The organism is Anabaena sphaerica FACHB-251 (assembly GCF_014696825.1).
Lineage (GTDB): Bacteria > Cyanobacteriota > Cyanobacteriia > Cyanobacteriales > Nostocaceae > RDYJ01.
Window position 1 is genome coordinate 16,069 of record NZ_JACJQU010000028.1, and the last position, 15,186, is coordinate 31,254.

Here is a 15,186-nt window from a genome sequence, read left to right on the forward strand (position 1 = left end):
AGATATTAACCCTTATCCTTATGGAATATCAATCTTATTCTATTAGACAACTTCTAGATTTAGTAAGCAATGGAAGCATTAGAATTCCAGCCTTCCAGCGTGGTTTTGTATGGGATATGGATAGGGTGGCATATTTAATGGACAGCATTTATAAAAGATACCCATTTGGTTCTTTACTATTTTGGAGAACAAAATCTAAACTTGCAACTGAAAGAAAACTTGGAGCTTTTGATCTTCCAAACCCAAAAGAAGATTACCCTATAGATTATGTTCTAGATGGCCAGCAAAGACTTACATCTATTTTCTCTGTGTTTCAGACAGAGTTAAACCCAACACAAGAAAATGACTGGACTGGGATATATTTTGATTTGGACGCAGAAGAAGATGCTCAAGAAAGTCAATTTTACGCATTACGTGATGAGGAAGTTATAGCGGGAAAACATTTTTCTCTTAGTGTATTATTTGATTCTGTAAAATACAGAGATGCTACAGAGAAATTTACTAAAGAACAAATTAGACGATTAGATACACTACAAGAGAAATTCAAAGAAGTATCTATTCCTGCACAAATTTTAAAAACAGAAGATAGAGCTATTGTTGCTATTGTTTTTGAGCGAGTTAATCGTCTTGGAATGAAACTTGATACCCTTCAATTACTCTCAGCATGGACATGGAATGAAGATTTTGATTTATTAGAAAAATTCAGAAATTTGAAAGAAGAACTAGAAGAGTTTGGTTTTTCTGAAGTAGGGGAAGATTGTGATTTAATATTAAGATGTACAGCAGCTATTCTCAAAAATCAAACCACTCCAGAAAGTTTATTGGAATTGAGTGGACAAGAAATAAGAGCAGCTTTTCCAAAAGTTAGGAATGGTATTTTCGGCGCAATTGATTTTATGAGAAAACAACTAAAAATTACTACTCTAAAAAATCTCCCATATCCTAGCCTTATAATTCCTCTATCTGCTTTTTTTGCAGAACCTGATGGAAAAGAAGTTTCGTATAATTTCAAAGTTAATAATCAATTAAATAAATGGTTTTGGAGGTCTTGCTTTACCAATAGATATAGTATTCAAACTAGAAAATTTATTATAAGTGATATTAAAGAAGTTATCAAACTAAAAAATGGTGAAGATAGCAGTTTTGGAGAAATTGAGTGTGAAATTGATAAAGATTTTTTTATAAATAACCGATTTCGTTTCGATAACATTAACACTAAAACCTTTGTTTTATTGCTTGCTAATAATGATCCCAAGTCTTTTATATCAGGACAAGATATTGACCTCGATAAAGTTTTACAAAAATATAATAGAACAGAATTTCATCATATTTACCCAAAGGCATATCTAAAATCAAAATTTGAGGATAGTTTTATTAACTGTTTAGCTAATTTCTGTTTTTTAAATAGTTCAGAAAATAAAAAAATATCAGCAAAAAAACCATCAGAATATGTGAAAATGATGCCAAAAGGAAAATCATTAGAATATATCTTAGACAGTGCTTTATGCCCTTCAAATACCTTTGAAGATAATTTCAATGCTTTCATAAATGAAAGAGTAGAGTTACTTTTTGCTTTTGCAAAAAAATTAATACAAGATGAAAATATTGAACAATTAACACTATTCTAAACATCATCAATAAATGTAGGTTGGGTTGAGGAACGAAACCCAACACCACCAATCGGTATTATATAATAATTAATGTTGGGTTTCACTTCGTTCTATCCAACCTACTCGTTGCCAATATCATCATCAAAAATAATTTCCTCACCCGCACCCCACATCATGTCATACAAACCTTGACGCACAGCCCGATGAAAACTGGAATATTCCCAATCTTTTGGTGCTGTTACTAAACCATGTTTTACCGGATTATAATGAATATATTCAACGTGATTTTGAAAATCTATTTCATCTCTAATTAAATGTTCCCAAAAACGATATTGCCATATTGCACGTTGTTTTTTCTTTTTTCTAGATGCAGATATATTTTCTGGTGATATAGTTTCACATTTACGACTAAAATAACTTTTAATTAAACGCCAACGGGTAGAAAAATCTTGATCATTTTCTGGTAATGTCCAAATACAGTGGAGATGATCAGGTAAAATAACAACAGCATCTATAATAAATGGATGTTTTTGCATTACATAACCAAAAGCATCTCTTAATAAAGAAACATTTTTTGGTAAACATAATATTTTTTGTCTTTTCTCTGTCACTACTGTAAAAAAGTATGTTCCTCCTTCCACTTTGGCGCGGCGATATTCCATACTATAAATATCCTGTGATTAAAGTTGTTTTTTATAATCTTGATTTTACCCCGTAGGTTGGGTTGACGCAAGGAAATCCAACACCACCAATTGAGATATTATAATCAATGTTGGGTTTCGTTCCTCAACCCAACCTACAAATATTGGAGGTTATAAAAAATGAGTAAAAGTACACCCCAATTACTAGATGTAGTAGCACTCACAGTTGAGCTACCTGAATATAACTTATTGCGTGGTCAAGTTGGTACAATAGTTGAATTATTAACCTATGGTGCTGCATTTAAAGTAGAATTTAGCGATAGTAATGGACAAACATATCAATCTTTTGGTTTACGTCCAGAACAAATAATGGTTTTACATTTTGAGACAAAAGCACGTACTTTAGTAGATGCTCAATATGAAATCACTCATCGTCAAATTATGGAACAGATGAAGGTAGATAATTTAGATGAGATGGAATCTGATGATAATATTTTAGCTGCTGCTTTGAAACTTACGAGTTAGTTAAGTTTTGCCAAGGTTAAAATAAATAGAGATGACCTTCAATAAAAATATGGTCGCCTTTAGCCATAGCCTAATAATCTAAATGATTGATTACTCATTATTCTCAATCCTTTGATGCTGTCACCAAACCATGTTTCACGGAATTATATAGAAGCTAAACCCGCCAGAGTGGGGAGAAAAATGGCGGGTCTTTCGATGAGTCTCAATGCAGCAGTACCACAAAGCAAAAATCCTAAACCTTAACTGGCAGCTTAGTTTCTGTAGCCTGGTAAGGATTGTTTTTGTTAACAGGTTGTGGACCCAAAAAAGCTTCTTTACCTGTAATCAATCGAGAGCGACGATTACGAGTGATATAATTCCATGCCCACTGAATAACCACTACTAATTTAGTGTCAAACTCAATTAAGAAGTAGATGTGAATTACTAGCCAAAATACCCAAGCCAGGAAACCTGTAAGTTTGATGAAACCTAAATCTACAACAGCTAAATTCTGCCCAATCATTGCCAAACTACCTACATCGGTATAATGAAATTCTGGTAAAGTATGACCTTGAAGTCGTAGTTGAATTAGTCCACCTACATACTCTCCTTGTTGTTTAGCTACAGGTGCAACACCAGGTAAGGGTTTACCATTTTGATGGGAGAAGTTGGCTAGATCTCCAAGTACAAAAATATTTTTATACCCCTTGATGGTCAAGTTTGGTTCTACAATTACTCTGCCAGAGAAATCGCACTCTACACCTGTACGTTCTGCTAGAACTTTCCCTAAAGTCGAACCTTGAACACCTGCTGCCCACAAAATAGTTTTTGAGGCAATTTCTGTCACTTCATCGCCTTTCTTGAAAGTAACAATATCATTTTCAATATTTGTTACCCTGGTTTGAGTATTGATAATTACACCTAACTTTTGCAAAGATGTTTCTGCTGCTGCCGATAACTCTGGTGCAATGTGTGGGAGGATGCGATCGCCCCCTTGTAATAGTAAAATTTTCGCTTCTGAGGTGTCAATGTTGCGGAAATCTTCTTTGAGAGTTTGGTATGCCAATTCTGCGATCGCACCCGCTAATTCTACACCGGTCGGACCACCGCCCACAATCACAAACGTCAAGAAAGCACGGCGTGTTTCGGGATCAGTTTCTTGCTCTGCCAATTCAAATGCCGAAAATATCCGCCGACGCATTTCTATGGCATCTTCTACAGTTTTCAAACCGGGAGCAAATTCTTTCCAGTTATCCTTACCAAAATAGGAATGGTTAGCACCTGTGGCGACAATTAGTGTATCATAAGGTACTACTTGATCACCCAAAATTACTTTTTGCGCTTTTGGATCAATATCACTGACTTCTCCCAACAACACTTTTGTATTCTTACTTTTGCTGAATACAGAGCGCAATGGTGCAGAAATATCAGCAGGTGATAGCGTACCTGTGGCAACTTGATATAAAAGTGGCTGAAATAAGTGAAAGTTACGTTTATCAATCAGAGTAACATTTACATTTGCGTTAGCCAGAGCCTTTGCTGTATACAGTCCACCAAAGCCACCACCAACGATAACAACCTCATGTGATGGCTTTTTATCAAGTGCAACTACCATAAGAAATATTTCCTTTTGTTAAGAGGGGTGTAATGTTTCTTAACAAATATGTAACAAAATTATAATATGTTTTGCCGTTTATTTAGAACACTTGAAAAAATAATAAAAGTAGCCAAAGTTACTAATCAGTTATTATTAAAAGGTAACAAGGAGAAGAGGCAGAACAAGTTGGACTAATAAACTCAGTTGTATGTGGGGTTTCGTTCCTAGACCCAACACTATTGGTATTTTACGGTTAATGTTGGATGCAATTAGTTAAGCTCAAGCAAAAGCATTAGCATAATTTTTTAATGTTTCTCCAAGATTGTTTATTTAATAGTAAAATCACTCCACAGAAACTTATGACACTAGCCCTCAACATTTATCCTCTCAGATTTCTCTAATTAGTTTACAGCTTAAAAAACTGATGAATAAAAAAATATTTTTTTTATTAGTAGCTTTTGCATTAGGGTTAACAATATATTTTTTAACTCATCTCCAGATTCAACTATCCCAAAAACCTATTAAAGTTGGGATTCTTCATTCTCTAACTGGCACAATGGCAATTAGTGAGAAATCTGTCGTAGATGCTACCTTACTTGCTATTGAAGAAATAAATGAAAAAGGCGGGATTCTAGGCAGAAAAATTCAACCAATTATTGTTGATGGTGAATCTGACTGGAATACATTTGCCAAACAAGCTGAAAATCTGATTACTCAAAAACAAGTAGTGACAGTTTTTGGCTGTTGGACTTCTGCTAGTCGTAAAACCGTAAAGCCTATATTTGAAAAGTATAATCATCTTCTGATTTATCCTGTTCAGTATGAAGGATTAGAAGAATCACCAAATATTGTTTATACAGGTGCAGCACCAAACCAACAAATTATTCCCGCCGTCAAGTGGTCTTTTGATAATTTAGGGAAACGATTTTTCTTGGTCGGTTCTGATTATATTTTTCCGCGTACAGCCAACGCCATCATCAAAGATCAAGTAACCGCCTTACAAGGAGAAATTCTAGGGGAAGAATATATACTTTTGGGTAGTAATAAAGTAGAAAAGGTCATCAAAAAAATTTTACAAACTCAACCAAACGTTATTTTAAATACAATTAATGGTGATAGTAATATCGCCTTTTTTAAAGCTTTGAGAAAAGCCGGAATTAGCTCTGATATAATACCTACTATTTCCTTTAGTATTGCTGAAGAAGAATTAAAATCATTACCCAATAAAGATGTGGTAGGTGATTATGCAGTTTGGAATTATTTTCAAAATATTAATAATATTAAAAATCTTGAATTTATTCAAAACTTTAAAAAAAAGTATGGAGAAAATAGAGTTACATCTGACCCCATTGAAGCTGGATATTTTGGAGTTTATTTGTGGGCGCAAGCAGTTAAAGACGCTGGAACAGATGAAGTAAATACAATTCGGGAATATATCAAAGACCAAAGTTTTAAAGCACCGGGAGGAGTTGTATATATAGATGCTAATAACCAACATACATGGAAAACAGTCAGGGTTGGGAAAATTCAGTCAGACGGACAATTTAAAATTGTCTGGAATTCAGGTAAACCAATTCGTCCGGTACCTTATCCTATCTCCCGTTCTAAAGCTGACTGGGAACTATTTATAAAAAGTCTTTATCAAGGCTGGAATCAAAATTGGTCTAATCCTCATACTGATTAAATACCTAACTTTGGAGGTAAAGGATTTGAAAAATAAAAAACTTGTTAATAAACTACTATTGTGGTTTTTATTAATTGCCTTAGTACCCCTGAGTATAGTTACCTCTATACAATATTACATGGCCCGTAATTCTTTAATAAAAGAAGTTAATAATAATTTAATTTCTATTGCCGATAGTAAAGCAAAATTTTTAGATTTTTATATTCACGAAAAACAAAAAAATGCGGAAAATCTCGCCCAAATACCAAATATAATTGAAGCCACAGAGAAATATCAAAAAGCTTTTAACGAAAATGGAATTGATGCCAGACAATATCAGCAAATAGACCAAAAATATCGCCAGTTTATTACTAATTACTTAGATATATTTGGTTATTCTGATATCTTGTTAATCTCTCAAGCTGGAAATACGATTTTTTCTATAAATAACGCTAAAGAAATAGGAAAAAACTACTACAAAGGAACTTATAAAAATTCTGAAGTAGCCAAAGTATTTGACCGTGCCAAAACATTAATGCAAGTAGAAATATCCAATTTTACTTATTATACATCTAATAATGAACCCACTGCTTTTATTGCTGCCCCTATCTTTAAAAAGAATCTAATTATTGGTGTATTAGTACTGCAACTGAATAATCAAGAATTTAATAAAGTAGTCAATGACTATACTGGCTTAGGTAAAAGTGGTGAGACAATTGTCGGTTCATTAGTTGATGAATGCATAATTTTTACTGCTCCTACTAGACATGACCAAAAAGCAGCTTTTCAAAGATATATCAATATTAGGAACAATCAATCACACCCACTCAACCAAGCGAATCAGGGTATTAAAGGAAATAATATCACAATTGATTACCGGGGTCAAGAAACTATTGCTGCCTGGAGATATTTACCTTCTTTAAATGCGGGACTTTTGGTAAAAATGGATGTAGCCGAAGTCTTTAAACCCTTAAAAACCCTCAAAAATATTGTTATTATTTTAGGAATTATTACACTCTTGTTAGTTACATTGGCAGCTATCATAGTTGCCAAATCTATTTCTCAGCCAGTTATTGAACTTACCAAAGTAGTTCAAGAATTTGCTCAAGGAAATTTCAATAAACAAGCATCAGTTCTTAGTGATGATGAAATTGGTCAACTAGAACTGTCATTTAATCGCATGGCTGCACAACTAGAAGCCTCTTTTGAAACTATTCAAGAACGGGAACAGCAACTAACTACCGCCAAAAAGCAACTAGAAACAGTTTTAGCAGAAGTGCAGCAGGAGGCACATCAACTAGCGGCTCAATTGATTCAAAGTGAAAAGATGTCTAGTTTGGGACAGCTAGTAGCGGGTGTAGCACACGAAATCAACAACCCAATTAACTTTATCTATGGTAATCTCACTCCTGCCAATGAATACATTGAAGATTTACTCAAGTTGTTACAACTTTATCAACAGCACTATCCTCACCCAGTCCCAGAAATTCAAGAGCAAGCAGAAGAAATAGATATTAATTTCTTAATGGCAGACCTGCCTAAGCTGCTAAATTCAATGGGAATTGGTGCTAAAAGAATAACAGAAATTGTGCGATCGCTGCGAAACTTTTCTCGCTTGGATGAGGCGGAAATGAAAGCAGTAAATATCCATGAAGGTATTGATAGTACACTCATGATTTTAGAAAATCGTCTCAAAGCTACATCTGATCGTCCAGCCATTGAGGTGATTAAGAAATACACTGAGTTACCACTAGTAGAGTGTTACACAGGACAACTTAATCAAGTATTTATGAATATTCTTGCCAATGCGATTGATGCTTTAGAAGACAGAAAAATCAAAAACTTTGTCGGTTTAGATAAACTACAGATTTATATTTACACAGAATTGACTCATGATAAACAAGTAATTATTCGTATTATCGATAACGGTGTTGGTATCCCAGAAAAATTGAAAAAGCTATTGTTCGATCCTTTTTTTACTACTAAACCCATAGGGAAAGGGACGGGTTTAGGTTTATCTATTAGTTATAAAATTATTACTCAACAACATCAGGGAAAATTGCAGTGTATTTCTTCCCCTGGAAAGGGTACAGAATTTATGATTACCATTCCCTTGTATCAAGATATTAAACCTCGTCCAAGTTGAGGTCAAAAGGGAACAGGGAACAGGGAACAGGGAACAGGGAAGAGTATAGGATTTAGGAACAAAACCCGATTAAGAAAAAACTATGGGTTTCAAAGTAGACGTGGTTTAAATAGGAAAACTAACAGGAACTGGAAACCGGATGATTTTCCTACATCCCCAGTTCCCAGTTCCTAACGCTCAGTTTCTGGACTTGGCGGGAATTCTTCCGGTGGTGCTTCTGCTGGGGGAGCAAGTACCGCATCTGGTGCAACTTCCTCAACAGGAATCGGGGGTTTTTGCTCAGTTTCCTCTTGCGCTTGTGCTACTAACTCAGGAGTTGGCGGATTTGGGGGTATTGCTTCTGGTACAGTTTCGGTTTTGGCTTCAGTTTCACTCTCTGGGGAAACAGTTTCCGTCTCAGCTATAACTTCCTCACTCCCACTCCCTGCTTGCGGGGAGGGGGTTAAGGGGTGGGGTTCTCCCGTCTCAGGTGCGGGAACAGTTACCGCTTCATCTGGTAGTGTTGCTGTTTCACTCGGTTGTTCTGGAACAGGAGTAGTGTGATCAATAATTTCCACAACAGGTTTTTGTGGGGGTGCGGCAGGCTTTTTGCTCACAGTCTGCTGTACCTTGCCTTTAACACCACTGAAGACATTAGCAACAAAGGCTGGTATTTGTCCCAGCTTTTCCTGTAAAGAAAACTTAGATACCTGTTCTTGTATACTAATTTTAACTAGCTCAGGACTGGGAATAGGCGTTTGTTGTACCTCTGGTGTGAGTTGGCGACGGAGAGAAAGAGTTTGCCAACCAAACCAAACCAAAAGCGCCACACTAGCTACGTGACCTAGTAACAGACCCCCAGTAATCCGGGGTGCAAAAATCCATAATACCAAAGCGTAAAACAGCCCTACACCACTCCAGATAAAGTCATTCTTGCGGTGGATTTCCGGGAAAAAGAAAGCTGCTAAGTAAATGGCTAAACTTCCAAGTCCGACTACTAACGCTAGGAGATAGGCCAGCATTTTTTCAAACTCCTTACTGTTTTATTTGTGCCACTATTTCCATTTTGCAAATTTTGTCACTGAATTGTTGACTTAGATACAAATAAAAACTAATTATTGGTGTTAGTTGTGATTTTTTGTCGTTTACATCAACTCTTAATATCTTCTTTAGGAGTGAAGCTAAAATCTCGGTTTACCCTTAAAGAGAAAGGATCTGCAAGAGTTAGCCAAACCCAAGAAAAGATTTGAACTATGACACTACAAAGCTTTGGTGTGATTGGATTAGCCGTTATGGGCGAGAATATCGCTCTAAACGTTGAGCGCAATGGCTTCCCAATTGCAGTTTACAACCGTTCTCGCGAGAAAACCGATGCCTTCATGGCGCAACGCGCTGGAGGACGGAATGTGGTTGCAGCCTTTACCTTAGAAGAATTCGTTGCTGCACTAGAACGTCCCCGCAAAATTCTAGTGATGGTACAAGCTGGTAAGCCTGTTGATGCGGTAATTCAACAGCTTAAGCCTTTGCTACAAGAGGGTGACATCATTATTGATGGTGGTAACTCTTGGTTTGAAGATACCGAAAGACGGACTCAGGAATTAGAACCCACCGGTTTACGCTACATCGGTATGGGTGTGAGTGGTGGTGAAGAAGGTGCGCTGAATGGTCCTTCTCTCATGCCTGGTGGTACAAAAAGTTCCTATGAGTACCTATCCCCCATTTTCAACAAAATCGCTGCTCAAGTTGATGATGGTCCTTGTGTAACTTACATTGGTCCCGGTGGTTCTGGACACTATGTAAAAATGGTTCACAACGGCATTGAGTACGGCGATATGCAGTTAATTGCAGAAGCTTACGATTTGCTGAAAAATGTGGCTGGTTTAAGTGCTGCACAGCTACATGAAGTGTTTAGTGAGTGGAATACAACTGACGAACTCAATTCATTTTTGATTGAGATTACAGCGAATATTTTCCCCTACGTTGACCCAGAAACCAAGAAGCCCTTGGTTGATTTAATTGTTGACGCTGCGGGACAAAAAGGTACTGGTCGTTGGACTGTACAAACTGCTTTGGAATTAGGCGTTGCTATTCCTACAATTACTGCGGCTGTTAATTCCCGGATTCTCTCTTCGATTAGAGATGAACGGATTGCTGCTTCTAAGCAAATTACTGGCCCATCTGCTAAGTATACCGGAGATATCAAGGCTTTTGTGAACATGGTGCGTGATGCGCTCTACTGTTCCAAAATTTGTTCTTATGCTCAAGGTATGGCGTTGTTATCTACAGCTTCTAAAACCTACAATTGGGATCTAAATCTGGGTGAAATGGCTCGGATTTGGAAGGGTGGTTGTATTATTCGCGCTGGTTTCTTGAATAAGATTAAGAAGGCATTTGACGAAAATCCAGCATTACCTAACTTGTTGTTAGCACCTGAATTTAAGCAAACAATTCTGGATAGACAAGCAGCTTGGCGGGAAGTTATTGTGACTGCTGCTAAGTTGGGTATTCCTGTTCCTGCTTTTAGTGCTTCTCTCGATTATTTCGACAGCTACCGTCGGGAACGTTTACCTCAAAACTTGACTCAAGCACAACGCGACTACTTCGGCGCGCACACCTACAAGCGTACTGATAAAGAAGGAACTTTCCACACTGAATGGGTTCCTATTGCTGAAGCTAAGAAGTAAGACACTTCTAGTTAAGGTTTACAATTAATTCTTGCTGTTAATTTCGGCAAGATTGCCTGTAGGGGCGGGGTTTTCCCGCCCTTAATTGTAAGAATTAAAGACTTTAAATTTAGTTAGTAAAGATAAAGAGATTTAGATGCAATTCACAGAAAACGAATTTAGGGATTATTTATTTAACAACCACAAAGAAAATATTTCTGATTTAATTGTTGGGCGCAGAAATCCTGTTACTTGGAAGAGTAACGAATTTCCACCATTACGATTTTTATTACAAAAATTAGCGGAACAAAGAATCAACGAATTACTAGATGATCTGGAATCATTAGTAATTACTGCAAGGGAGTTGCCACTTGGAAAATTAGGTGACTCAACAACAAGATTAGACCTTTTTGGTAGTTCCGAACGTAATGGCATAACAATCATTGAATTGAAAAAATCAAAGCAAACTGAGCGCCAAGCTTTTACTGAGCTTCTTGCATATGCTAATCATTTTTGTTCAATATTTCCAGGGCTTAAAGAAAGCTCAATTACTTCAATATTGATAGCTCCGATGGAAACACGAACGGTCAGAGATGCCTTTGTTCAAGAACTAGTTGCAAACAATAAAAGTCTTGTTGCACTAATACCAAAAGATGATAATGGCAAAATAACCTTATCTGTTTACTATCCAGACGAATCATATTATCAATGGTTTGAAAATAATCTGCTCGATGACAGGTCAATGTTAACTGTAGTAATTGCCTTTCCAATAATTGAAGGATGGATAGATAATGATACTCAGAGTGAAAATAAAACAATACCTGATTATTCAAAGGCTGCACTAAATACAATATCGAATGCAATCTCACATAGGCTAGAGTCTGAAGGCTTTCATGCACTTGTATATGCTTCTCAAAAATGGGGGGAGATTGGCCAGTTGTTTCCTTATCCCAATACAATATGTGTAGCAGCAATTAATCCTTTTTCATCATTTCGTACTGCCACTTATGAAGATACTGTTTACGGTGAATCAGCACAAGGTAGGCTATCTGAAATACAATCCATATATAATCAAATAAGCGATGATGAACGAAAATTTTGGTTTGAAAGTATGGAGTTAAGCTTTCATAATCGCCTTACAATATCCGTTAAAGAAGAATTCCAACTTTGCTTTAAGAATAAAAATGGCTCAAGTTTGCATAGTGAAATTTCTCGGCCAGATTGGTACGAATTCAAGACCAATATTATTGATTCAGTATGTACTCATAAACTAGATATATATTTAACTGGATTGCTGAGGTTAATATATGTGACTTATATTAGTCATATATATGACAGCAAAGAAAATTGTATATTTTACCATGATGATTTACCCAAATACTCCTATGATACGCTGAGGAAATTCTTACCAGTTTGGGAAATATTACGAGTTCTTGGACTTGGAGAAGAGCAAGCCTAACAATGCGATGCACTGGAAGTTTTTGCACTTTGTTGTTATATTTATACAATGTATAATAATTCTATAACTGTGTTATTGATACTGCAAGCGATCACACTTATCGCTTTTTGGAAATGAGTGGAAGAGCGATAATATTGGCTAGAATAGTCAACTAGTGATCGCCCTTAGCTGATTGAAATACGTTAAGATAGAGAATGTATTGTGGTGTTTAATGATAGTAAAATATGACAAATCAAGAGTTTTTAGGTGAATTTTTATCTCTGCCTACTGAAGCCCAAAATCAAGTAATCAACCTGATTGCCTATTTGAAACAAAAGTACACATACACTGAATCTCTCTCTGTGTCACCGGATGTTGATTTAAACAACGATGGGTTTATCGGAATGTGGCAGAATCGTCAAGACTTAGGTAGTGCTAATTGGGTACGAAATCTGCGAGAAACCGAGTGGTCAAAAACCCATGACTAATTCAACAATTATAGATACCGACATAATCATTGATGTTGGTCGGGGTATTTCTGAAGCAGTTAATTGTTTACAAAGTCTAAAATCAAGTTCTAGATTGTCAATTAGCATAGTTACTCAAATGGAACTAATTGTTGGCTGCGCTAACAAGGTAGAGTTGCAGACCCTAGAAAAGTTTCTTCAGCAGTTTGATGTAATTAGGATTGACTAGCCTATTTCAGACAAAGCAGTTGATTTATTACGATTATATCGGCTAATACCATTTTTATATGAAGCTGCACAGAATGATTCTTGAATTGACAAGGTTTTCAGCCTCCTAATTATATGCAGCTTCACATTAGATTGGTATAAGTCACGGATTACTAATTGCCGACGGTTTGATAGCAGCTACAGCAATAATATATAATTACCCTTTTATCAGCAAAAACCAGCGAGATTATAGATTTATTCAAAATTTGAATCTATTGCCCTATCCGTAGTGCAAATAAGTTAGCGATCGCTTTTTTATATGAGATAATTTCTATGATGTGTAATAATTTTATAACTCAGTTATTGCTACTGCAAGCGATCGCCTCCAAATGGGCAAAAATTGACCGCAAAATTTACAACAAAGCTGATTGTTCAAAGGACAGTATAAAGTAGCAATATAAAAAATGTATCAAAAGGTGGAGATAAAGTGAAAATATTCTATCTTTAATTGGATATAGCTTCTGTCTTTAGGGACATTAAACAATGCTGAAAAAGATTAATTCTATAATTTCCAAAAATACTGAAATTTTTCAACAAATAAGCGATTATCAAGCCGCTTATGTTAGTGGGGGTATTGAGATACCTATACCTTCTGATGTTGGTGAGCTAACACCTGATATTCCTAATCTTTCTAATCTTTCGGTTGATCTGCTTAATTCTGTTCCTACTACTTTTCCACTTGATGTGAGTTCTCTTGGAGTTCCCGTAACTGTTTAAATTTTGAGCCAGCATTAATTTTAGCAACTTACAAAATTTTCAAAAAAGTAAACCATCTCACTTGTGTTGATGGTTTATTTTACTTGGTAGTTTTTAGTTCAGTTAAGGATAACTGTAGATTGGGTTGTAGCTTGCTTTCCGTCTCCAAAAAATGTTGGGTTTTAGTTTTAAACTACATAAATTTTTCCTGATAAATACACTAGCTATCAGCATTCAGCATTCAGCTTTTTAACGGTTACGCTAAAAACTTTATAAAGAAAAGCATGAGGATGCAAACCAGGATGAAAATAATCATCCATTACCCAAAAACTTAGCCTTCATTTCCTCCAAATCTTTATCTACAGCATCCTTCTGAGGAGGATTATTAGTAGAAACAGATGGTTGTGGGGTCACATTTTGCGGTTGCACTTTACCACCTGTAAACTGGGTTTTTAATTCCAGTAATTCCTTCTCTAATTGACTAGGAGTTTGAGGAACAACAGCAGGTGGAGAAGTAGGAAGATTTTGTTTAACAGGTTGACTAATAATTGTGGGTGGGATAACTGCGGGAGATTGAATATTTAAATCTTTAATAACTGCATCAGTTGTTTGATAACGCCGACTAGGTATAGTTTCTACCATTTTGTCAATAATATTACCCAAATCGTTACTAATGGGATTTTGCAAATATTGTCGCCACACCCAAGCCGCATTATGGGTATCATAACTATCAAAAGGCGATCGCCCCGTTAACAGATTAATACAAGTTACCCCTAAACTATAAAGATCACTGGCAAAAATTGCCCTTCCGCGCATTTGTTCTGGTGCAACATATTCAGGACTACCAATACTTGTACCTGTGCGGTTTAAAGCCTCACCTGCGGTAGATTTCGCCGCACCAAAATCAACTATAACCAGTTTATTATCACTACCCCGACGAATAATATTTTCTGGTTTAATATCTCTGTGAATTACTTGTTTAGTATGACAAAATTGCAACACCGTTAATAAATCCTTCAGTAATTGCCGAATTTGAATTTCATTAAAAGCGCCTCTGTTTGCTAATTCTTGAGCCAAATTTAACCCATTAATAAATTCTTGAACTAAATACTGTCTGTCATCTTGAGTACAATAAGCCAACAGTGCAGGAATTTGCGGATGTTGTCCCAACTCATCTAACTGTACCGCTTCCTGGTTAAATAACTCTATCGCTTTTTGTACCGTATTTGTACCTTGAGCTTGGGGATAAAATTGCTTAATTACACAGGGAGGTTTTGAGGGTTTATCCTCATCCACCGCTAAAAAAGTTCTACCAAAACCACCTTGTCCAATGGGTTTGGTAGCGCGGTAACGTTCTTTTAAAAGTAGCTTTGTACCGCAAGTCAGGCAAAACTTGACATCATCAGGGTTTTCCGGTTTGGAACAATGGGGATTAAGACAGTAACTCATAAAGGCAATCGCGCTCACTTATACTTATTGTGCCTTGTGCTTTGCTAGATGGTAATTGTTAAGATT

12 protein-coding genes and 1 pseudogene are annotated in these 15,186 nt (G+C 36.2%); 9 read left to right on the plus strand and 4 right to left on the minus strand.

Going from position 1 to position 15,186, the window contains the following annotated elements:
* Window positions 1-20: 20 nt before the first annotated feature.
* Window positions 21-1,628 carry a DUF262 domain-containing protein gene (locus H6G06_RS25245; protein ID WP_190564814.1) on the plus strand — a complete coding sequence of 536 codons (1,608 nt, stop codon included), beginning with the start codon at window positions 21-23 and terminating at the stop codon, window positions 1,626-1,628.
* 101 nt (window positions 1,629-1,729) lie between these two features.
* On the opposite strand, the gene H6G06_RS25250 is transcribed toward H6G06_RS25245, so the two are convergent.
* The gene (locus tag H6G06_RS25250; RefSeq protein ID WP_190564815.1) at window positions 1,730-2,272 is read right to left on the minus strand and encodes an REP-associated tyrosine transposase; all 543 of its coding nucleotides are present in this window, start codon (window positions 2,270-2,272) and stop codon (window positions 1,730-1,732) included.
* Window positions 2,273-2,431: 159 nt separating this feature from the next.
* Between H6G06_RS25250 and H6G06_RS27675 the strand changes: the two are divergent.
* Window positions 2,432-2,638: pseudogene (locus H6G06_RS27675) on the plus strand (DUF4926 domain-containing protein); the annotation flags it as partial.
* A gap of 370 nt (window positions 2,639-3,008) precedes the next feature.
* On the opposite strand, the gene H6G06_RS25260 reads toward H6G06_RS27675, so the two are convergent.
* Window positions 3,009-4,370, minus strand: a complete 1,362-nt coding sequence (locus H6G06_RS25260; protein WP_190564817.1) for an NAD(P)/FAD-dependent oxidoreductase — start codon at window positions 4,368-4,370, stop codon at window positions 3,009-3,011.
* 406 nt (window positions 4,371-4,776) lie between these two features.
* On the opposite strand from H6G06_RS25260, the gene urtA reads away from it, so the two are divergent.
* Window positions 4,777-6,036 (plus strand): urea ABC transporter substrate-binding protein, encoded by a 1,260-nt coding sequence (urtA, locus tag H6G06_RS25265; protein ID WP_190564818.1) that lies wholly within the window; start codon window positions 4,777-4,779, stop codon window positions 6,034-6,036.
* A gap of 25 nt (window positions 6,037-6,061) precedes the next feature.
* The gene (locus H6G06_RS25270; RefSeq protein WP_190564819.1) at window positions 6,062-8,161 is read left to right on the plus strand and encodes a sensor histidine kinase; all 2,100 of its coding nucleotides are present in this window, start codon (window positions 6,062-6,064) and stop codon (window positions 8,159-8,161) included.
* Between the two features lie 170 nt (window positions 8,162-8,331).
* Here the strand turns inward: H6G06_RS25270 and H6G06_RS25275 are convergent, their stop codons facing one another.
* Window positions 8,332-9,162, minus strand: coding sequence for a Ycf66 family protein (locus H6G06_RS25275; RefSeq protein ID WP_190564820.1), 831 nt, complete (start codon window positions 9,160-9,162; stop codon window positions 8,332-8,334).
* 231 nt (window positions 9,163-9,393) lie between these two features.
* Between H6G06_RS25275 and gndA the strand changes: the two genes are divergently transcribed.
* The 5 genes from gndA (at window position 9,394) to H6G06_RS25300 (ending at window position 13,692) form a co-directional block, all read left to right on the plus strand.
* Window positions 9,394-10,824 carry an NADP-dependent phosphogluconate dehydrogenase gene (gene gndA, locus H6G06_RS25280; RefSeq protein WP_190564821.1) on the plus strand — a complete coding sequence of 477 codons (1,431 nt, stop codon included), beginning with the start codon at window positions 9,394-9,396 and terminating at the stop codon, window positions 10,822-10,824.
* Between the two features lie 136 nt (window positions 10,825-10,960).
* Window positions 10,961-12,262, plus strand: coding sequence for a hypothetical protein (locus tag H6G06_RS25285; RefSeq protein WP_190564822.1), 1,302 nt, complete (start codon window positions 10,961-10,963; stop codon window positions 12,260-12,262).
* 224 nt (window positions 12,263-12,486) lie between these two features.
* Complete coding sequence (locus H6G06_RS25290) at window positions 12,487-12,729, plus strand: hypothetical protein (protein WP_190564823.1); 243 nt, start codon at window positions 12,487-12,489, stop codon at window positions 12,727-12,729.
* Window positions 12,722-12,937, plus strand: coding sequence for a PIN domain-containing protein (locus H6G06_RS27105; RefSeq protein WP_199306882.1), 216 nt, complete (start codon window positions 12,722-12,724; stop codon window positions 12,935-12,937). The genes H6G06_RS25290 and H6G06_RS27105 overlap by 8 nt, the downstream gene beginning before the upstream one ends.
* Window positions 12,938-13,458: 521 nt before the next feature.
* A complete protein-coding gene (locus H6G06_RS25300; RefSeq protein WP_190564824.1) occupies window positions 13,459-13,692 on the plus strand; it encodes a hypothetical protein in 234 nt (77 codons plus the stop codon).
* 291 nt (window positions 13,693-13,983) lie between these two features.
* Here the strand turns inward: H6G06_RS25300 and H6G06_RS25305 are convergent, their stop codons facing one another.
* Window positions 13,984-15,120 (minus strand): serine/threonine-protein kinase, encoded by a 1,137-nt coding sequence (locus tag H6G06_RS25305; RefSeq protein WP_190564825.1) that lies wholly within the window; start codon window positions 15,118-15,120, stop codon window positions 13,984-13,986.
* Between the last annotated feature and the right edge of the window lie 66 nt (window positions 15,121-15,186).